Raw genomic sequence first — 18,852 nt, 5'->3', positions numbered from 1 at the left:
ATCCACCTCAAACCGGCCGATCGCGGCAAAACCAGCCGAAAGAGCCGCTAAAATGACCCTCGCATAAGCCGATCTCGCATCAACCAAACGCAAAACGGCCCCACGGCTCCGGTTTTTCCGCAGCCTGCTAAAGGCTGAACGCGCAGCCCGAAACTAGATAGGCCTTGCGGATGCCTCAGTTGGTCAGGCCGATCTCGCGCATCTTGACATAGACGGCTTCATCCGGCTCGCCGGTCTCGGGCAGGCCGAACAAGGCCTGGAATTCCTTGATCGCGGCCTTGGTGCGGGCGCCGACCTTGCCGTCGAGCTGCATGTCGTTGTTGCCGAAAGCTTTCAGACCCGCCTGGATCTTGACGATGCGGGCATCGGGCGGTTGCGTGGCGCCATCGGCCGGAGCCGAGACCGGAATTACCGATGGCTTGGCGAACGGCGCGGCTACCGCCGTGTCCGTCGGCCGCGGCGCCGGATGGGGAATCGCCGCCGTCGTCTGGCGGGTGCCAAGCTGGTCGAGCAGCGCGCCGTCGATCTCGCCCGAGCCCGGCAGCCCGACTTTCAGCTGGTAGGCCTGGATCGCCTTGCGCGTGGCCGGTCCGGTGAGACCATCGACCGTGCCGTCATAGAAGCTGAGGTCCTTCAGGATGCCCTGCACCTGCTGGACGACCGGGTCCGGCTTGGCCGCGGGCTGCGCCGGCGCCTGGCGCACGATGTTGATGGTGGTTTCAGGCTCGTCGGAGACGGTATGCGGGAAATTCTCGATGCTGCGGGTCTCGAAGAAGGCGCCGGTATGCGGAAAAGGCTGATACCAGAGCGCATTGGCCGAGACGTAGAACAGCGTCACCAGGAAGGCGGTCGAACCGCCGACCAGGACCGGATTGCTTGCGATCAGCTGACCGACGGCGACCGCGCCTTCGGCAAGGACGCCGCGCTCGGGTTCGACGACCTTACGCCGTTTTGCGGAGCGAGCCATTCCCCTCCCCATCTCTATCCCCCTTCGGCTTCGCCGCAGGCATGGCCAGCACGCCTGGCTGCGCACCGGAATGCCGCTTCGGCCCGCTCACCGGCAGGCCGATCGTCACCGTGGTGCCCTCACCCGGCGCGCTCTCGATCGACATCGTGCCGTCGTGCAGCGCAACCAGGCCCTTGACCAGCGACAGGCCGAGCCCGGTTCCCTCGAAGCGGCGGGTGTAGTCGTTCTGGATCTGCATGAACGGCTTGCCGAGATTGGCCATATCCTCCTCGGCAATGCCGATGCCGGTGTCGCTCACCCAGAAATGCAGGCGCGAGCCGACGCGCTTGGCGCCGATCACCACGCTGCCGCCATCGGGCGTGAACTTGACGGCGTTCGAAGCAAGGTTGATCAGGATCTGCTGCACGGCGCGGCGATCGGCATTGATCTCGCCGGCATCCGGCGCGATCTGGGTGGCAAGAACGATGCCCTTGGCGTCGGCCAGCGGCCGCATCATCGAGCGGCACATGTCGACGGCCTCAACGAAACGGAACGTCTCCAGCTCGGTCGCATAGGCGCCCGCCTCAATGCGCGAGACGTCGAGGATCGAGGTGACGACGGACAGAAGGTGCTGGCCGGACTCCCTGACCAGGCCGACATATTCCTTCTGGCGCGGGTCCTTGAAGGCGCCGAACATCTCATGCAGCAGCATGTCGGAAAAGCCGATGATGGCGTTGAGCGGCGTGCGCAGCTCGTGGCTGACCACTGCCAGGAAGCGGCCCTTGGCAACTTCGGCGGCCGCGGCGGCCTCCCTGGCTTCCGCAAGCTCCTCGCGCAGCACCGCGACATCGTCGTTTTCGCGCAGCACCAGCATGAAGACGTCGCTGCCGGCTTCGCCGCGCAGCAAGTCGAGATTGAACGGACGGAAATTATCGGCCGCACTGGCTCCCTCGCGCGGCAAGCGGATGCGCAGCTCAAGCCGGCGCTTCGCTGCCCCCTCGCGCATGTCGGCCAAGGCGGTGAGATAGGCGACGCGGTCGGACAGATGGACGCGGTCGAACAGGCCGGTGCCGAGCAGGAGTTCCGGCGCCAGTTTCAGCACCGAACGCGCCCTGGCGGACGCGTCGAGCACTTCACCCTGGCGGCCGACGCGCAGCACGACGGCGTCGATCACATCCTCGAGACGATCGCCTGCGGGCTCCGCCGGCCGCAGGCCGGCAGGATTGGCGAAGGCGGAGGCACGCGGCAACAATGTCAGCGCCCAGGCCAGCGGCAGCAGCCAGTGCCAGGCGGCGATTTCGCCGAGCGGCAGGACCTGGCCGGCAAAGGGCTGGAGAACGATCGCGGCGACCGCCGCCAGCACGCTCGACAGCGCGGCGCGCCGCGACCCGGAGACCCACCAGGTTTCGACCGGCAATGCGAGGCCAAGCAGCGCGACCGGCGAGGCCAGTCCCCCCGCCGCCGCTATGGCGCCGGCAAGCGCGATGCCGCCCAAGGCGACCGCCATGCGGCCGGCGAGCGCCATGTGGCCGGTGGCGGCGACCAGAAGTGCCGCAAACCAGCACAGGCCGAAAGCGGCAAAGATGGCGGCTATGGTGACGGCCGCGCCGAGGCTCGAGGTGACCAGGGTCACCGCAGCACCCGCGGCAAGGAAAGGCGCGGCGAGCATGACGCCGATGAAGCGGCGCTGGCGCAGGCGTTCCGCCTCACTCGTCACGGTGGGGTGAACCAAGCGTTCGCAGCCGGCGGCAACCGCGCCAGGCAATTGAACGTATCTGGCTGAAATCGAACTCAACGCACGCGTACCCGGTCTTAAAAAACCCTGCCTGGCAGGTGACTCGTCAATCGGCTTGAAACTCGCATCCAGCGTTTAAGGAATGGATAAGGCTGATGGAGCCGGCGGCCCGGCCAAGGCAAATATTGTGAGGCCGGCCCCGCAAAGCACGCCGAGTTGGCGCCATGGTAAACGGCGCGTTAGCCGCGAGGCCTGTGCCAAAACGGACCTAAACTTGACGCGGCTAATCTCTATCGCGAATAAAATCGAGTAATTACAATGCGATACATGGTTATCGTAAAGTTAATGCGGTCGATGAGATTCGACACAAGTCCGCTTCAAAACCAATTCCTTTCGAATTCGTCTAAAATTTGAGGAAAATTCGCGGCTTCGATGCAAGCCGTCCTTTGCGTGACCGTGCCATTATCGTGCCCATAAAAGAGGTCATGCCGATGGATGCATGATCCGTCACGGATGGATACACGATCCATCCCGCACGAGAGGCAAGTAAGATGGGCTTTCTGATCAGGATGGCTTTCTGGTTTTCGCTGGTGCTGCTGGCGCTGCCGCTCGGCGTCGGCCCGGGCGAGGACGGCCAGCAGAGCGTCGGGCCGGTCCAGGCGCTGTTTGCGGCGCGCGAGGCGGTGGGCGACATCGCAGGGCTCTGCAAGCGCAAGCCCGACGTCTGCGAAACCGGCAAATCGGCCATGTACACCATCAGCGTTCGCGCCAAGGAAACGGCCAGGATCGCCGCGGCCATGATCGACGACAAACAGTCTGGGCAGTCCGGGCAGGCAGGCGCGCCGGAGACGAAGGTCGCGGATGGCTCGGTCACGACCACCGGCAGTATCGCCGAGGACATCGTGCTGCCCGAAAAGGTCAACATTCCGGTGATGTTGACTTCCAAGAACTGAGACAATCCTCAGCCGCTACTCGGCTACGCCGCGGGCCCGTCCGACCTCTCGACGCCCGCGGCGTCTTTCTTTTTCCGTGACGCGGCCCTGCGGCGCCACTATATGCGGGCTATGACCACCCTGATCCAGACGATCCGTGACGACTTTTCCCTGCTCGACGAGTGGGAGGACCGCTATCGCTACGTGATCGAGCTCGGCGAGGGCCTGCCGCCTTTCCCCGAGGGGGAGCGCACGGCCGCGAACAAAGTGCCCGGCTGCGTGAGCCAGGTGTGGCTCACCACCGAGCAGGGAGCGGGCGCCGATCCGGTGATCAGTTTCCAGGGCGATTCGGACGCCCATATCGTGCGCGGCCTCGTCGCCATCATGCTGGCACTGTTTTCGGGCCGGCGGGCAAGCGAGATCCAGAACACGGACGCGGAGGCGACGCTGAAGGAGCTCGGCCTCGACGAGCATCTGTCGCCGCAGCGCGCCAATGGCCTGCGTTCGATGGTCAAGCGCATCAAGCGCGACGCGGAAGCGGCCTTGAAGCAGACGGCCTGACCCTGGCCGACGTTCTCTTTGTCTTGTGCAACTCCGAATGGAATGGCTACGGCGAGGTCGCTGAGCCCAACCATTCGGACTTTCCTGGAATTGCTCTGAAAAGCAAAACGGCGCCACGAGGGCGCCGTCGAACTTTGCCTGAGGAATGAAGCCGATCAGCGGCCCTTGCGCTTGCGGCCCAGACCCATCTTCTTGGCGAGCTGCGAACGGGCAGCCGCGTAATTGGGGGCGACCATCGGATAGTTGGCGTCCAGGCCCCACTTCTCGCGGTATTCTTCCGGCGTGAGATTGTAATGGGTCATCAGATGCCGCTTCAGCGACTTGAACTTCTTTCCGTCCTCGAGACAGACGATATAGTCGTCATGGACGGAGCGCTTCGGGTTGACGGCAGGCTTCTGCTTCTCGGCCGACGGCTGCTCCGGCGAGCCGCCGACCCGGCCCAACGCGGCATGGACGTCGGCGATAAGGTTCGGCAGTTCCCCAACCGGCACCGGGTTGTTGCTGACATAAGCGGCGACGACATCGGCGGTCAGCTCGATCAGCGCATCACCGTTTTTCGAAGGTGTTTCGACGATTTCCATAGTTCTAAGGCCCCAACGAGAGTTGTTTCTAAAACTGCGCCCTTTTTTCAGGATCGGGCATCGCGCGAATTCATTCAGGAAAGGCTCTGCGATTCGCGTCGGTTATCTTAATGACGCCGCATTGAAAGTAAGTCAATTCGCATACTGATTTATATTGGTCGATATTCATCAAATATTGCCGATTCAGCTTCAAAAATTCGTGCACCGTGTAACTTCGCGAGATTTTTCTGGTCAGACCAGCATGCCATGACGTTGCGTCGCCCGTACGTTAGACATCCGATCGCCGCTCGAACCGGCGTTCAATGCTTGGCCAATGCTTGGGCGCCTGTTATGCCAGCATAACGAATCCTGCGGCGCAACAAGCGCAAGGATGTCGCCTTGGCGGCTCCAACAAGGCGGCGCGACGGTATCCCTCAGTACGGCGCGATATATTTGCCGTAGACCCAGCCGGTGACGAAATGGCCATTCTGCGCCGGGTCGTGCCAGACCTCGCACCAGCGATAGCGGATTGCCTGACGCTGCTTCCATTGCGGCTGCCGGGCGATATCGAGGAGATTTATGCCGCCTGTGCAGCGGCCGGTCATCTGCAGCACGGTGCCGTTCGGATAGGCGGCCTGTTTTTGCGATGCGTTGGAGGGATATTTGCGCGCATTGAGGGTGTCGCCGAACGGTACGCCCGCCACTTGCCAGGCGGCAAAGACGGTTGCATGAGACTGAGTGGAAAAAGCAAGCACTGCCGCGACGACAGCAATAGACATTGCGGTAGAAACACAGGATTTCATCTTCCCCCCTTCGACTTGGCTTCTGTCGACCATCTTGAGCCGCGCCCCTTGAACCGCCGCTGAGCGGCGTGTTCATTCGTCATTCAAGCAAATTCCGCAGCGAGACGTAATGACCAGGACTTCCGCCTTGATTTCCACCTTCCCGGCCGCCAACCCGCCGACGCCCGAGAAACATCCGGTGTCCGACACGCATCACGGCATCACCCGCAACGACGACTACGCCTGGATGCGGGCCGACAACTGGCAGGCCGTGTTCCGGGACCCTTCCCTGCTCGACGGCCGAATTCGCGCCCATCTCGAGGCCGAGAACGCCTATCAGGCCGTTCTGATGGCCGGCACCGCGGATCTGCGCGGCAGGCTGTTTGCCGAGATGAAGGGACGTATCAAGGAAGACGACTCCACGGTGCCGATGAAGGATGGCCCCTATGCCTACGGCTCTTCCTTCCGGCAGGGCGGCGAGCAGCCGCGCTATTTCCGCACCTCGCGCGATGGCGGCAGCGAGGAAATCCTGCTCGACGGCGACGCGGAGGCCGAGGGCAAGGCCTATTTCCGGCTCGGCGGCGTCGACCATTCCGCGGACCACAAGAAGCTCATCTGGGCGTTCGACGACAAAGGCTCGGAATTCTTCACGCTGCGCGTGCGCGATCTTGCGAGCGCACAGGAACTTGCCGACCAGATCCCGGATACGGGCGGCGGCGGGGTTTGGAATGCCGGCGATGACGGCTTCTTCTATACCCGCCTCGACGACAACCACCGCCCGTCGAAAGTGTTCTTCCACGCGCTCGGGGACAAGCCCGAGAACGACCGGCTGATCTATGAGGAGACCGATCCGGGCTTCTTCATGGATGTCAGCGGCACGCGCGCCAATGACTGGATCATGATCGGCATCAACGACCATGAGACATCCGAGTACCGGCTTCTGCCGGCCAATGATCCATCCGCGGCGCCCAGGCTGGTGGCGGTGCGGGAGGCCGGGCTGCAATACGACCTGGAAGAAGGCGGCGACGTCTTCTTCGTCCTCACCAACGCAGACGGTGCCAAGGACTTCAAGATCATGACCGCGCCGGTCGACAATCCGGTGCGCGCCAACTGGCAAGAATTGGTGCCGCACGAGCCCGGCCGGCTGATCCTCTCGGTGCTTGGCTTCAAGCACCACATGGTGCGGCTCGAGCGCAAGGACGGCTTGCCGCGCATCGTGGTGCGCGAACGCGCCAGCGGCGAGGAGCATTTTATCTCCTTCGACGAGGAGGCTTTCTCGCTCGGCCTCTCCGGCTCCTATGAATACGACACCGAGACGATGCGCTTCACCTATTCGTCGATGACGACGCCGGCGCAGGTGTTCGACTACAATATGCGCAGCCGCGAGCGCGTGCTCCTGAAGACGCAGGAAGTACCTTCCGGTCACGATCCGGAGCACTATGTCACGCGCCGGCTGATGGCGCCCGCGGCGGATGGCGAGCTGGTGCCGATCTCGCTGCTCTACCATCGCGACACGCCGCTGGACGGCTCGGCACCCTGCCTGCTTTACGGCTACGGCTCCTACGGCATCACGGTGCCTTCGGCCTTCAACACCAACTGCCTGTCGCTGGTCGATCGCGGCTTCGTCTATGCCATCGCGCATGTGCGCGGCGGCAAGGACAAAGGGTATGGCTGGTACGAGGATGGCAAGCGCGCGAAGAAGATGAACACCTTCACCGATTTCATCGCCTGCGCCCGCCATCTCGTCGCCGAGCGTTACACAATGCATGACCGCATCGTCGCGCAAGGCGGCTCCGCCGGCGGCATGCTGATGGGGGCGATCGCCAACATGGCGCCGGAAAGCTTCGGCGGCATCGTCGCCGAGGTGCCGTTCGTCGACGTGCTCACCACCATGCTCGACGCCAGCCTGCCGCTGACGCCGCCGGAATGGCCGGAATGGGGCAACCCGATCGCGTCCGCCGACGACTACAAGACGATCGCCGCCTATTCGCCCTACGACAATGTCGCGGCGCTCGACTATCCGCCGATCCTGGCGCTGGCCGGCCTGACCGATCCGCGCGTGACCTATTGGGAACCGGCGAAATGGGTGGCCAGGCTGCGCGAACGCAAGGCCGGCGGCAACCCGGTCCTGTTCAAGGTCAACATGGATTCCGGCCATGCCGGCGCGTCGGGCCGCTTCTCGCGGCTGGAGGAGATCGCCTACATTTACGCCTATGCCCTGAAAGTGACCGGGAAGACCTGATTTTCCACTCGCAATTGCCAAAAGCGCGCGTTACGCAATGCTCTGCTTTTTTGGACATGGTTCTTGGACCGCGCCGACTGCTCATTCACAAGGTTCGTCATGCTGCTCGTCGACGTTTATCTCGACAAATCGCCCATCCAAGGCATCGGCGTCTTCGCCAAACACCGCATTCCAAAGGGCACGCTGATCTGGAAACTCGACCCAAGATTCGACCGGCGCATTCCCGTCGACACCTATGAGAGCGAAAGCGGGCCGGTGAAGTCTTATCTCGATCGCTATTCCTATCCGGACCGGCGCGACCCCAACTACATCGTCTTCGAGGCGGATGACGCGCGTTACATGAACCACGCGGACGAGCCGAACTGCGACGTGTCCTCGCCCGAGGAAACATACGCGCTGCGCGATATTGCGCCCGGCGAGGAATTGACCTGCGACTACAACCACTTCTTCGAAAACGGCTTCGATTTCCTGGGCGACCGCCACCCGTAATCTGCGCGCGCAGACCCTCTGCCAGGATTGACAAGCACCGCGGCCTCGGCGCACCCTGCAGCAGGTAGATACGACCTGCTGCTTGCGCCCTCCGGGGTACGGTGAATGTATCGAGCCAATCCAGGCTCCCTTTGCCCGAACGAACGGGTCAGCAACGCAAGCTCCTGACACACTTTCCGTTCGTTTACGCAAAGGATTGTCTCATGCGCGATTTCCGCGATGCAAAAGCCATGGCGCAAACGCTAACCGAAGCGCTGGCCGCCAAATCCGTTTCCCTTTCTCATAGCGAAAGCTTGGAGTTGATCGCCAGGATTCTTGGCTTTCGAGGCTGGAACGTGCTGGCCGCAAAGGTCCAGGCGAGCCAGCATGCAACCGCGCCCACTGCCTCGCCGGTTGCGATCCCTCCCGGCCTCACGGAACTCCCCATTTTTCCGATGCGGGATCTTGTGCTGTTCCCCCAGACGGTCGCACCTATCTTCGTGGCGCGCGACAAAACCCGGCGAGCCGTTGAACGCGCCATCGCGGGCGGTAGTCGGGTTCTTGTGGTTGCCCAGAAGCATGCCGACGACGACCGTCCCAACGCCCTTCAATCTCTCCATCCGGTGGGCGTTACGGCTAGCGTCATAAACAGCCAAACGCAGATGGATGGGGTTCTCAAGGTCACCGTATCCGGCCTTCAGCGCACGGCCATCACACGCCTGATCGACGGCGAATTCCTGGCGGCCGAGATAAAGCCCATCGAAGAGCAGCGCGGCCAATCGGAAGAGGCTCGCTCGCTTTCTCGCATGGTGCTCGATGCGTATCGAATCTACGCCAACATCGATCTCTCCTCGCTTCCGGTGAGTCAGCGAGTCCGCTTCGGTCTTCCCTCCCCCGAAAATCCCACGTTGTTGGCCGACACAGTGGCACAGCGGCTGCCGATAGGCATTGACGAGAAGCAGCAGCTCCTGGAAACCAGCGATGTCGTGGCACGGCTCGAAAAGGTGCTCGAGTTGATAAGGACCGCGCGGCCAGAACAATAGACCAGCGCGTTCTCAACTCGCGGGCTTGCGCGCCGGATAGCCGTTGGGGTGCGGCGGGACGGCTTTGAGATAAGCGGCGATCGCGGCGCGGTCGTCCGCAGTCAATTGCGCCATGTTTCGCTGCACTTCGACCATCGAGCCGCCGACGGAATCGAAATCGGGCGTGAAGCCGGTCTCGAGATAGTTGGCGATATCGGCTTCCGACCAGCTCTTGATGCTCTTCCCGTCGGGGGTGATGTTCGGCACGATACCCGAGCCTTCGGCAGCCACGGCGCCCGCCAGCCACTCACCCTTCTTCGGGCCGCCGGCGATGTCGCGTGGCGTATGGCATTCGCCGCAATGGCCGGGTCCCTCGACCAGATAGCGGCCGGCCAGCACCTTGTCGGGCGTGCCGTTGGGCAGTGCGATCACTGGTTCGGGATTGAGATAGAGCCACTTCCACAGGCCGATGCCGCGGCGGATGGTGAAGGGGAAGGAAAGCTTATGGTCCGGCGCCTTGCCGGCGACCGCCGGCAGCGTCTTCATGAAGCCGTAGAGGTCGGCGATGTCGGCTGGCTTCATGCGCGCATAGGAGGCGTAGGGGAAGGCCGGATAGAAATGCTCGCCCGAAGGCGAGACGCCTTTCAGCATGGCGTTGGCAAAATCCTCCTCGCTCCAGGCGCCGATGCCGTCCTTCCGGTCCTGCGAGATATTGGGCGGCACGAAAGTGCCGAACGGCGTCTTGAGTTCCAGCCCGCCGGCCAGCTGCAACCGAGCGTCGCCCTGGGCGCCGGGCTTGGAATGGCAGGAGGTGCAGCCGCCGGCATAGAAGATGCGTTTGCCCTTGGCGACGTCGCCGGGGCCGAGCTGCGCGATGGCCCCGGCGTCAAGCCTGACCGGCGCCGACAGGGCCCAGCCGGCGGCGGCCGCCGCGCCGCCAAGCACGATGGCGGCGCCGACGAGCTTCTTCAGCCAGGCCATATCAGGCGATCAGCCCTTCTTGATCCTGTAGCTCTGATGGCACGCGCCGCAATCGCCGCCCAGCGTGTTGAGCTGCGCCTTCAGACCATCGACATCGCCCGGCGGCGAGGCGACCGCTTCCTTGGTGTTGGCCAGGAACTTGTCCTCGGCGGCCTTGAAGCCGGCCATGTCTTCCCAGATCTTGGGTGCTGCCGTGGTGTCGCCCTTGTCGGAGCCGGCCGGGAAAAGCTTTTCTGCATCGAACTTCTCGGCATTGGCCTGCAGGGCCTTCAGCGTCGTCAGCACGGCGGCCGCGTCGAAATCCTCCTCGCCCTTGACCACCTTGGACAACTGGCCGGCGAGCTTGCCGCGCTCCTTCATCAGCGCCTGGCGCTCCTGGATCGGATCGGCAAAGGCGGCCGAACCGGCAAAGGCGAGCATGGAGATGGCAAGGACAAGCTTTCTCATTCAATTGGCTCCGGGGTGAAAAAAGTTCGCGACTACGGCATTTCACCGTCTCACGGGAAATGCCCTATCTCCTCGTTGACGCAATTCCGGACCGAAAACTGTTCCACACCTCGCCTGGAATTGCTCCAGACGTTAACGGACCAGACCATGGAAATATTCCCCCGGTGCCGTCACGATTTTGCCGCTCGCGATCAATCTGCTGTGTTGGCAGATAAAGAAAAGCCCCGGTTTGTGAACTGACCCCATAAAGTTGGACGGTTCATTTGCCGGGGCCTTTCAGTAGGATCGATCAGCCTTTACAGCGCCGCGCGCCTTTCGGCGCGCAAAGGATGCTGTAACGCTTTGATTCTGCGCATGATCCTTTCCGAAAATCGATCTCGATTTTCGGGGTCATGCGCCGGCCTTCTCGTACATCTCCAGGACGTGGTCCCAGTTGATCAGGCTGTCGACGAAGGCTTCGAGATATTTCGGCCGCGCGTTGCGGTAGTCGATGTAGTAGGAGTGCTCCCAGACATCGACGCCGAGGATCGGCGTGCCGCCATGCACCAACGGGTTCTCGCCGTTCGGCGTCTTGGAAATCTCGAGCTTGCCGTTCTTGACCGAGACCCAGGCCCAGCCGGAGCCGAACTGGGTGGTGCCGGCGGCGATGAAATCCGCCTTGAACTTGTCATAGCCGCCAAGATCGCTGTCGACGGCCTTCTGCAGCGCGCCCGGCAGCTTGTTGCCGCCGCCGCCCTTCTTCATCCATTTCCAGAAATGGATGTGGTTGTAGTGCTGGGCCGCGTTGTTGAAGAGCCCAGCATTCTTGCCGAAGGACTGCTTGACCACCTCTTCGACCGACAGGTCGCCAAGGCCGGCCTCGGCGGCCAGCTTGTTGCCGTTGTCGACATAGGCCTTGTGGTGCTTGTCGTGGTGATACTCCAGCGTCTCCTTCGACATATAGGGCTGAAGCGCCTCGTAGTCGTAAGGCAAGGCGGGCAACTCAAAAGCCATGGATGGTACTCCCTCGAGGAAAAAATCCGGTGAAACTACCGAACTTAGATAGGTCTGGAATGGGTTGGGGCAACTCCGGAATGAAGCGCCGAGCGACTTTAGAGCAATTCGCGAAAAAGTGTGAAAGGGTTTTCCGTCCGCAATTGCGCCAAACAAGAGAAAGAGTGGGTCGCCGTTCCGTGAAACGCTGAAACTCCAGCGGCTCAAGCGGCGGACGTCGAATGCGCCCATTCCCAATAGAGTTCGCGCGCCTTCTTGGCCACCGGCCCGGGCTGCAGGTCGCGGCTCTCGATGCGCGTGACCGGCACGACCTTGGAATGGTTTCCAGTCGAGAAGATTTCGTCGGCCTCGAGAAAATCGCGAACCGACAGCGTCTTCTCGATGGTCCTGAAGCCGTAGTCGCCGAGCAGGTTGATGGTGCGCGAGCGGGTGATGCCCGACAGGAAGGTGCCGTTCGGGGCGGGCGTCATCACATGGCCGTCCTTGACCAGGAAGATGTTGGACGTGCCGGTCTCGGCGACATTGCCCAGCATGTCGAGCACGAGCGCATTGTCGAAGCCGCGATTCTTGGCCTCCAGGATGGCGCGGCCGTTGTTGGGGTAAAGGCAGCCCGCCTTGGCATTGGTCGGCATGGTCTCGATGGTCGGGCGCCGGAACGGCGAGACGCCGACCGAGAAACCGGATGGCGGGATCATCGGCGATTCGTACAGGCAGAGGCAGAAGCGGGTCGAATCCGGATCGGCCGGCACGCCCATATAGCCGCCGTGCTCGGCCCAATACATCGGCCTGATATAGACTGCCGTCTTGCCGTCGAACTTCTTCAAGCCGTCCCAGGTCAGGCCGACGATCTCTCCCGTCGTCATCGACGGCTTCAGGCCAAGCGCCGTCGCCGATGCGTTGACGCGGGCGGAGTGAAGCTCGAGGTCGGGCGCGACGCCTTCGAACCAGCGGCCGCCGTCGAAGACGCTGGTGCCGAGCCACATGGCGTGGCTGCGCGGTCCGAGAATGGCAACGTTGCCCTCGTACCAGTCGCCGTCCACATAGGTCCATGTCGCGGATTGCGCCGCAGCCGCCAGTGTCATGTTCGCCGTCCAAATGAGTGATTTCAGGCGGCCATAGGACGATGCTTTGACGGCCGGCGTCAACCGACATCGGGAAAAATCGTTGAGGCCAGAGGCACTTGACTGCAATCAATGCTTGCACGGCGGGCCCGCGCGCCGCAAAACTCAAGCCATGCATCATGCCGCCTATGTCTTCGACGCCTATGGCACGTTGTTCGACGTGCACGCCGCCGTGCGCCGCCATGCCGGCGAGATCGGCCCGGACGGCCAACTGCTGTCGGAAATCTGGCGCGCCAAGCAGCTCGAATATTCCTGGGTGCGGACGCTGATGGGCTCTTATGCCGACTTCTGGCAACTGACCGAGCAGGCACTGGATTTCGCGCTGCGCAAGGTGCCCTCGGCCGATCCGGCGCTGCGGACGAAACTGCTCGAAGCCTATTGGCGACTCGATTGCTATCCGGAAGTGCCCGCCGTGCTGAAGGCGCTCAAATCGTCCGGCGCGAAGCTTGCAATCCTCTCCAACGGTTCGCCGGAAATGCTCGACGCGGCGGTCAAATCCGCCGCGCTCGACCAGATCCTCGACAACGTGTTTTCGGTCGACCAGGTCAAGCGCTTCAAGACCGACCCCTCGGTCTACGACATGGTGGTCACCAGCTGGCGGCTTTATCCGGGAGCGGTGTCGTTCCAGTCGTCGAATCGCTGGGACATAGCGGGCGCGACCAAATTCGGTTTCCGTACGGTCTGGATCAACCGGACCAACCAGCCGGATGAATACCGCGACTTTCCGCCAGGGCTGATCCTGCCTTCGCTCGATGGCCTGCTGGCGGGCGTCTGACACAGCTGTTGCTGCAGCGCAACAGCTGTGGCCTGGTCACAGCTTCGCCTTTTTCCGTCCACCCTCAGGCCAGAATTGGAACCGCCTATCACGCCCGACTGTTATGGATGCCGTCAGCAATAGCCTTCGCATTCATGCATTCTTGCGAAATAAGACCTAGAGCATGATCCCGAAAAGCGGAAACTGGTTTTCTGAGAAGATCATGCTCCAACAAAGAGTTAGATCAAAACGGCGGTTCAACGAACCGCCGTTCTGACCCAGAAAAGGCAACCATGTCAGACGCTTCCCTCCGCATCAGCCGCCGTGGCTTCCTCAATTTCACAGCCCTTGGCGCTGCTTCGGTTGCCGTGTCCGCCTGCACCACGACCAGCGATCAAGGCCCAGCACCCATCCAAACGGCGCCGCCTCAGGCCCCTGTCGAGCCCCCGCTTGGCGACTATGAGACGATGTATGGCGCGATCTCCGACAATGGCTTCGACCTGCCGGCCATCCCGGTGCACAAGATCGATCACAGATTCCTGCGCCAGATCGTTCCCGATCCGACCGGGCAGCGCCCGGGCACCATCGTCGTCGATACCACCAACCACTTCCTCTATCTGGTGCGCGAGGGCGGCCAGGCGATCCGCTACGGCGTCGGTCTCGGCCGCGCCGGCTTCGAATGGTCGGGCGACGCGGTCGTGCAGTGGAAGCAGAAGTGGCCGAAATGGACGCCGCCGGACGAGATGGTCGCGCGCCAGCCGGAGCTGACGCAATACAGCGCCAAGAATGGCGGCATGCCCGGTGGCCTGAAGAACCCGCTCGGCGCGCGTGCGCTCTACCTCTTCCAAGGCAGTCAGGATACGCTCTACCGCCTGCACGGTTCGCCCGAATGGTGGTCGATCGGCAAGTCGGTTTCGTCGGGCTGCGTGCGCCTGATCAACCAGGACATCATCGACCTCTACGACCGCGTGCCCACCAAGACCCCGGTCGTCGTGACGGCCAATGTCGGGGCGCCGGAAGAGGACATGCCGGATCGCCAGGCGATCCCGATCGACAACGGCGTGCCGACGGGCTCGATCCTGCTTGGCCCGGTGAAGCGGCTCACCAACGAGATTTTCTGAACAGACGATCCGTCAGCGGTGCCAGCCCAGATATTGGCCGGCATCGCGGCCGGACACCCTGGCGGGATCCGCGGCGCCGGGCCACGGGCATCGGCGCATCACGACTTCCGGCTGGACCACACAAAAACGTCAAAACCGGATGTTCTAAGCAGGCCGGACTTAAGGCATTTTATGCCGCAAGGAGTTTTGCCATGTACACACCGCCCGCCTTCCGCGATGACGATCATGAGAGCCTGAGCGCAACAATCCGCGCCGCGCGGCTGGCGACGCTGGTCACCGCGACGGCGGAAGGACCGCTGGCTACGCCGCTGCCGCTTTTCCTCGATGACAGCGAAGGCGAGCATGGCGTGATCTACGGCCATGTCGCCAAGGCAAATCCGCAATGGCGCGTTCCTGCGCTGGGCGACGGCCTGGCGATCTTCATGGGACCGGACGCCTATGTAACGCCGGCCTGGTATCAGACCAAGCAGGAGACCGGGAAGGTGGTGCCGACCTGGAACTATGTCGCCGTCCACGCCCATGGGCCGATCGAATTCTTCGAGGACGCCGACAGGCTGCTTGAGGTCGTGACCCGTCTGACCAATTTGCACGAGGGCGAGCGCAGCGCACCCTGGGCCGTGTCGGACGCGCCGGCGGATTTCATCCAGTCGCAGCTGAAGGGCATTGTCGGCCTGCGCATGCCGATCACGAAGCTGGAAGGCAAACGCAAGATGAGCCAGAACCGCAACGCGGCCGACCGCGCCGGCGTGCTCGCAGGCCTGGCGGCAAGCGAGCGGCCCTCCGATCGCGAGGTTGCACCGCTCATTCCGCTGTGAACGGCGCCAAGGCCGGCTGACCGCCGCGGCCGCTCGAATTCCGCAGCGAAGTCAGGTGCAGACCCACTCGCGGATCTTGCACTCCTTCCCTTCGCCGCCGCATTGCGCCGTGGCCTTGTCTTCCGCATCCTTGCGGGTCGTGGCCGATGCCACGCCCCAGAACGGGGTGGCCGCGCCACGGCTCTTGCCGACCGACAGAGCGGCGCAATGCTCGTAGGGAAAGCCGCTCCCGTCATCATCGTCCCAGTGGCGATGGTTGCGGAAAACTTCGACCACCCTGCAGCCCTTGCCGTCCGCGTTCTCGCAATATTTGAGCGCTATGTCTTCTGCCTCCTGGCGCTTGTCGGCACCCCAGAAGAAGCCGTGACGGCCGTCATCCGGCGAATAGGCGATCGCGCCCCAGATGCCTTTTTCCTCACCGGTCTCTGCCGGCGGCGGCGTCACCAGGTCAGCGGCGTGGGCCGCGATGGTAAGCCCGGCCAGTGCCGCCAGCAGCGGGAGTGAGAGGCGACGGTTGATCAGCATTTTCGTGCTCCCGATTGCAGCTGTGAGGAATCGATAACCGTGCCCGGCCGCTATCCGCCCATGCGCGCGACCGAGACGACGATGCAGGTGTTGCCGGTGGGGACCAGCAGGGCCTGGCCGCCATTGTTGGCCAGGTTGAAAAGGCTGGTGTTCGACAGATTGTCTGCCGGAACGCTGCCTTTCGGCAGGGCCTGCGCGACCTCCTGGCAGGACTTCTGGAATGGAGCCACCCGCACGAAGCCGCCCTCGCAGGTCTGGCCGACAGGGGAGGCATAGACGATGCCCGCGGCCTGGGTCTTATAGTCCGGCAAATTGTAGCTCATCCCGGCGACCGCCTGGACGGCGTGGGTGTCGGGCGAGGTCTTGTCCCACTGCGTCTGGACCGCATAGGTCGATCCGGCAGTCAGAGCCTCTCCCAGCGTGGCAAAGAGATTGGCGCAGGTGCGCACGCCCGCCTGAGCGGCATGCGCTTGAAATGGATTCTTGTTCGCCGAAGTATCTGCAGGCACGGCTTGCGTCGGCTCGCCCTGCACGGGCGCCTGTGCCTGCGCGGAAGCCGTGCCCGCGACGAATGTCCCGAGCGCGGGATAGAGACGGAACGACAGGACGACCGCCGCCGCGACCAGAACGGCGAAAGCGCCGAGCAGAGCTGCGTTTCGCACCAGCCGCCCGATGGACGAACGCTTCGGCGGCGGGGTTGCCGGGGGCTCTGGCGGTGGAGCGGGCTGGGGGCGATTTAGGATCCTGTCCTCGATGGATTGGCGGGTCATTCGACAAGCTTTCTATTTGATGGTCGAGAGGGCGGTCTTCAGCCCCTTGAACGGAGCATCGAGGCTGACGGTCGCTCCCGACGGCAGGGAATAGGAAATCTGGACGGTGGTCTCCTTGCCGATCTGGTCGCGAAGGACCGGGCCTACCGGCACATAGCCGACGCAAACCGACGCATCGCAGCCTTGCAGCTGAACGTCGACGGGCTGCTTGCGACCGGCCAGCTTGAGCGAGAGCCTGCTTCCCGCGCCAGCCTGGCTGGGGGTCCGCAAGATCATGAAGGGCTTGCCTTGCTCGTCGGCCGCCAGCGACCAGCTGAAGACCAGGGCCTGGCCCTGGTCGATGAAGGACTGGCTGATGTTGCAAACCTTCTTCCTCGCCTGCAGGTTCTCGTCGCAGATCAGCGTCCAGTTCTCGAACGGACGCGTGGTCCGTTGGTAGTCGCCGAGTTTCACGCCCGCAGGCACCGCAACGTCTGAAGGTTTTATCCGATAGGCAGGCGGGGCCGCCTCCTGCCCGGCCGCGCGCGGGCCGGACAGGAGCATGCAAGTCATGCAGATTGCGACAGCAGAGCCGGCTTGCCTGACCATAAATAAACTCAGTTCAGGGTAAAGCTGACACCCGCGCCGACACCCCAGTGCCCGCCAGCCGTTGTGCCGGAGACATTTGCCCGGGCTCTTCCGTCCTCGCTGGTGTAGCCGGCGCCGAAGGCGACGGCCCCCTCGCCGCGCCAATAGCCGCCGCCGGCCGCCACGCTCAACTTGCCCGGACGGTCGTCGTAGCGCAGCGATGCGGCCGCCAGGCCGATCGCAGCCGCTTGGCGCGCTTCGCCGCGAGCCTCGCCCATATCCATGTTGAGCTGGCTGAGCTTGGAGTCCGTATAGGCATTGGCCTGCTGGAGCGTGGTGGCAGCAACCTGGTTGGTGTAGGTCTTCGAGTTGTCGAGCGTCGTCGCCAGCCCAAGATTGAGTTGCTGCACGTTGACTGCATCGGTGTTGGCGGTGCCGGCGCCGACATTGTGGATGACAACGGGCGCATTCACGTCGCCGCCGACGAGCGTCAGCGAGTTGGACTTGGTGCCGTCCGGGTTCTTGTCATACTGGACAGAGAACTCGGTGAGGTTGCCGACGCTTCCCTGCACGGCTTCGACAGCCTGATTGGTCGCGTAAAGCTGGCTGCCGTTGATGGCGTCAGTCGAGGTGGCACTGATGCGGCCCGCGGCCACATTGCTGACGGTGCGCTCCTTGCCGACATCGCCGACGCTGACCGTGCTTGTCGGGTTGGTTCCGGCGAAGGTGTAGGCGACGCCGTTGATCGTGGTGCCGGTGGTGGCGACCGCGGCCGCCGTCTTCGAGCCGGCGCCGAGCGCGACACTGCCCGGCTCGTTGGCGGTGGCGCCGGCGCCGAGCGCCATCGACTGGGCGCCGTTGGCGGTCGAGGTGGTGCCAAGCGCGATGCTGTCGGCCTGGTTGACGGTCGCTGTCTGGCCGATGGCGATGCCGCCGGGCGCGGTCTGCTGGACGATGGCGCCGTTGCCCATGCCGATGCCGTTGTCGCCATTGACGGTGGTGCGCGGACCGATCGCCACCGAATCGGTGCCGACCGCAGCCGAATCCGAAGCAGTCGAATTGGCATGGAAATACATGGTCGGCGTCACCGCAAAGGAGCTCAGCGCGCCCTTCAACTGGCGCAGCGTCACGGCGTCCTGGTCCTGCGTACCGTCGGCCACGTTGATGATCTGGCGGTAGGAGGTGGACGTGCCCACCGAGACGTCGGTATAGGCGGTCGAGGTGTCGCCGGCGATGTCGGTCAAGGAGCCGCCGATGTTGTTGAGCGTGGTGCCGATGGCGTCGACCGCCTGGTTGGTCGCGAAGAGCTGAGAACCGTTGACCGCGTCGGTCGAGGAGCCGCTGATGCGCCCCGCCGCCAGATTGGTGAGGGTGCGCTCCGCGCCGGGCGCGCCGATGCTGACCGTCGAGGTCGGCGTGGTGCCCTGGAAGGCGTAGGTCGTGCCGTTGATTACGGCGCTGGCCGTGCCGACCGCCGCGGCGGTCACCGAGCCCGAGCCGAGCGCGACGG

Annotated in this window: 20 protein-coding genes; 8 read left to right on the top strand and 12 right to left on the bottom strand. The window is 63.4% G+C overall.

Going from position 1 to position 18,852, the window contains the following annotated elements:
- Nucleotides 1-175: 175 nt before the first annotated feature.
- Together EN852_RS06230 and EN852_RS06225 are read right to left on the bottom strand one after the other, a co-directional pair.
- The gene (locus tag EN852_RS06230; RefSeq protein WP_127875349.1) at nt 176-967 is read right to left on the bottom strand and encodes a peptidoglycan-binding protein; all 792 of its coding nucleotides are present in this window, start codon (nt 965-967) and stop codon (nt 176-178) included.
- The gene (locus EN852_RS06225) at nt 942-2,678 is read right to left on the bottom strand and encodes a PAS domain-containing sensor histidine kinase (RefSeq protein ID WP_127875350.1); all 1,737 of its coding nucleotides are present in this window, start codon (nt 2,676-2,678) and stop codon (nt 942-944) included. The genes EN852_RS06230 and EN852_RS06225 overlap by 26 nt, the downstream gene beginning before the upstream one ends.
- Before the next feature lie 554 nt (nt 2,679-3,232).
- Here EN852_RS06225 and EN852_RS06220 point away from each other — a divergent pair.
- Nucleotides 3,233-3,634 carry a DUF5330 domain-containing protein gene (locus EN852_RS06220; protein WP_127875351.1) on the top strand — a complete coding sequence of 134 codons (402 nt, stop codon included), beginning with the start codon at nt 3,233-3,235 and terminating at the stop codon, nt 3,632-3,634.
- A gap of 111 nt (nt 3,635-3,745) precedes the next feature.
- On the top strand, nt 3,746-4,174 hold the full coding sequence (locus EN852_RS06215; protein WP_127867174.1) for a SufE family protein: 429 nt from the start codon (nt 3,746-3,748) through the stop codon (nt 4,172-4,174).
- 155 nt (nt 4,175-4,329) lie between these two features.
- On the opposite strand, the gene EN852_RS06210 is transcribed toward EN852_RS06215, so the two are convergent.
- Together EN852_RS06210 and EN852_RS06205 are read right to left on the bottom strand one after the other, a co-directional pair.
- Nucleotides 4,330-4,755 (bottom strand): MucR family transcriptional regulator, encoded by a 426-nt coding sequence (locus EN852_RS06210; protein ID WP_027164827.1) that lies wholly within the window; start codon nt 4,753-4,755, stop codon nt 4,330-4,332.
- Between the two features lie 413 nt (nt 4,756-5,168).
- The gene (locus tag EN852_RS06205; RefSeq protein ID WP_245519622.1) at nt 5,169-5,513 is read right to left on the bottom strand and encodes an SH3 domain-containing protein; all 345 of its coding nucleotides are present in this window, start codon (nt 5,511-5,513) and stop codon (nt 5,169-5,171) included.
- A 133-nt stretch (nt 5,514-5,646) separates the two neighbouring features.
- Between EN852_RS06205 and EN852_RS06200 the strand changes: the two genes are divergently transcribed.
- The 3 genes from EN852_RS06200 to EN852_RS06190 all read left to right on the top strand — a co-directional run bounded on the left by EN852_RS06200 (nt 5,647) and on the right by EN852_RS06190 (nt 9,269).
- Complete coding sequence (locus EN852_RS06200; RefSeq protein WP_127875352.1) at nt 5,647-7,758, top strand: S9 family peptidase; 2,112 nt, start codon at nt 5,647-5,649, stop codon at nt 7,756-7,758.
- A 99-nt stretch (nt 7,759-7,857) separates the two neighbouring features.
- Complete coding sequence (locus EN852_RS06195; protein ID WP_127875642.1) at nt 7,858-8,247, top strand: SET domain-containing protein-lysine N-methyltransferase; 390 nt, start codon at nt 7,858-7,860, stop codon at nt 8,245-8,247.
- A gap of 203 nt (nt 8,248-8,450) precedes the next feature.
- Nucleotides 8,451-9,269, top strand: coding sequence for an LON peptidase substrate-binding domain-containing protein (locus tag EN852_RS06190; RefSeq protein WP_127875353.1), 819 nt, complete (start codon nt 8,451-8,453; stop codon nt 9,267-9,269).
- A 12-nt stretch (nt 9,270-9,281) separates the two neighbouring features.
- On the opposite strand, the gene EN852_RS06185 is transcribed toward EN852_RS06190, so the two are convergent.
- From EN852_RS06185 to EN852_RS06170, 4 genes are all read right to left on the bottom strand, one after another.
- Nucleotides 9,282-10,229, bottom strand: coding sequence for a cytochrome c (locus tag EN852_RS06185; protein WP_127875354.1), 948 nt, complete (start codon nt 10,227-10,229; stop codon nt 9,282-9,284).
- Nucleotides 10,230-10,238: 9 nt separating this feature from the next.
- Nucleotides 10,239-10,676, bottom strand: coding sequence for a cytochrome c (locus EN852_RS06180; RefSeq protein ID WP_042641989.1), 438 nt, complete (start codon nt 10,674-10,676; stop codon nt 10,239-10,241).
- A gap of 390 nt (nt 10,677-11,066) precedes the next feature.
- The gene (locus EN852_RS06175) at nt 11,067-11,669 is read right to left on the bottom strand and encodes a superoxide dismutase (protein WP_127875355.1); all 603 of its coding nucleotides are present in this window, start codon (nt 11,667-11,669) and stop codon (nt 11,067-11,069) included.
- A gap of 203 nt (nt 11,670-11,872) precedes the next feature.
- Nucleotides 11,873-12,751 (bottom strand): branched-chain amino acid aminotransferase, encoded by an 879-nt coding sequence (locus EN852_RS06170; RefSeq protein WP_127875356.1) that lies wholly within the window; start codon nt 12,749-12,751, stop codon nt 11,873-11,875.
- Between the two features lie 151 nt (nt 12,752-12,902).
- Here EN852_RS06170 and EN852_RS06165 point away from each other — a divergent pair, with 151 nt between their 5' ends.
- From EN852_RS06165 to EN852_RS06155, 3 genes are all read left to right on the top strand, one after another.
- On the top strand, nt 12,903-13,565 hold the full coding sequence (locus EN852_RS06165) for a haloacid dehalogenase type II (RefSeq protein WP_127875357.1): 663 nt from the start codon (nt 12,903-12,905) through the stop codon (nt 13,563-13,565).
- 272 nt (nt 13,566-13,837) lie between these two features.
- On the top strand, nt 13,838-14,665 hold the full coding sequence (locus EN852_RS06160; protein WP_127875358.1) for a L,D-transpeptidase: 828 nt from the start codon (nt 13,838-13,840) through the stop codon (nt 14,663-14,665).
- 191 nt (nt 14,666-14,856) lie between these two features.
- Entirely contained in the window at nt 14,857-15,480 is a 624-nt protein-coding gene (locus EN852_RS06155) for an FMN-binding negative transcriptional regulator (protein WP_127875359.1), read from the top strand.
- 51 nt (nt 15,481-15,531) lie between these two features.
- Here the strand turns inward: EN852_RS06155 and EN852_RS06150 are convergent, their stop codons facing one another.
- The 4 genes from EN852_RS06150 to EN852_RS06135 all read right to left on the bottom strand — a co-directional run.
- Nucleotides 15,532-16,005 (bottom strand): DUF4189 domain-containing protein, encoded by a 474-nt coding sequence (locus tag EN852_RS06150; RefSeq protein ID WP_127875360.1) that lies wholly within the window; start codon nt 16,003-16,005, stop codon nt 15,532-15,534.
- 50 nt (nt 16,006-16,055) lie between these two features.
- Entirely contained in the window at nt 16,056-16,667 is a 612-nt protein-coding gene (locus EN852_RS06145; RefSeq protein ID WP_127875361.1) for a hypothetical protein, read from the bottom strand.
- A 120-nt stretch (nt 16,668-16,787) separates the two neighbouring features.
- Nucleotides 16,788-17,327, bottom strand: a complete 540-nt coding sequence (locus tag EN852_RS06140; protein ID WP_246694185.1) for an invasion associated locus B family protein — start codon at nt 17,325-17,327, stop codon at nt 16,788-16,790.
- Between the two features lie 44 nt (nt 17,328-17,371).
- On the bottom strand, nt 17,372-18,852 hold a 1,481-nt coding region (locus EN852_RS06135; protein WP_189545737.1), incomplete at its 5' end, for a YadA-like family protein.

The organism is Mesorhizobium sp. M2E.F.Ca.ET.209.01.1.1 (assembly GCF_004010375.2).
Classification (GTDB): domain Bacteria; phylum Pseudomonadota; class Alphaproteobacteria; order Rhizobiales; family Rhizobiaceae; genus Mesorhizobium.
The sequence above is the reverse complement of the archived record's forward strand: the minus strand, read 5'-3'. Positions and strand labels throughout refer to the sequence as shown.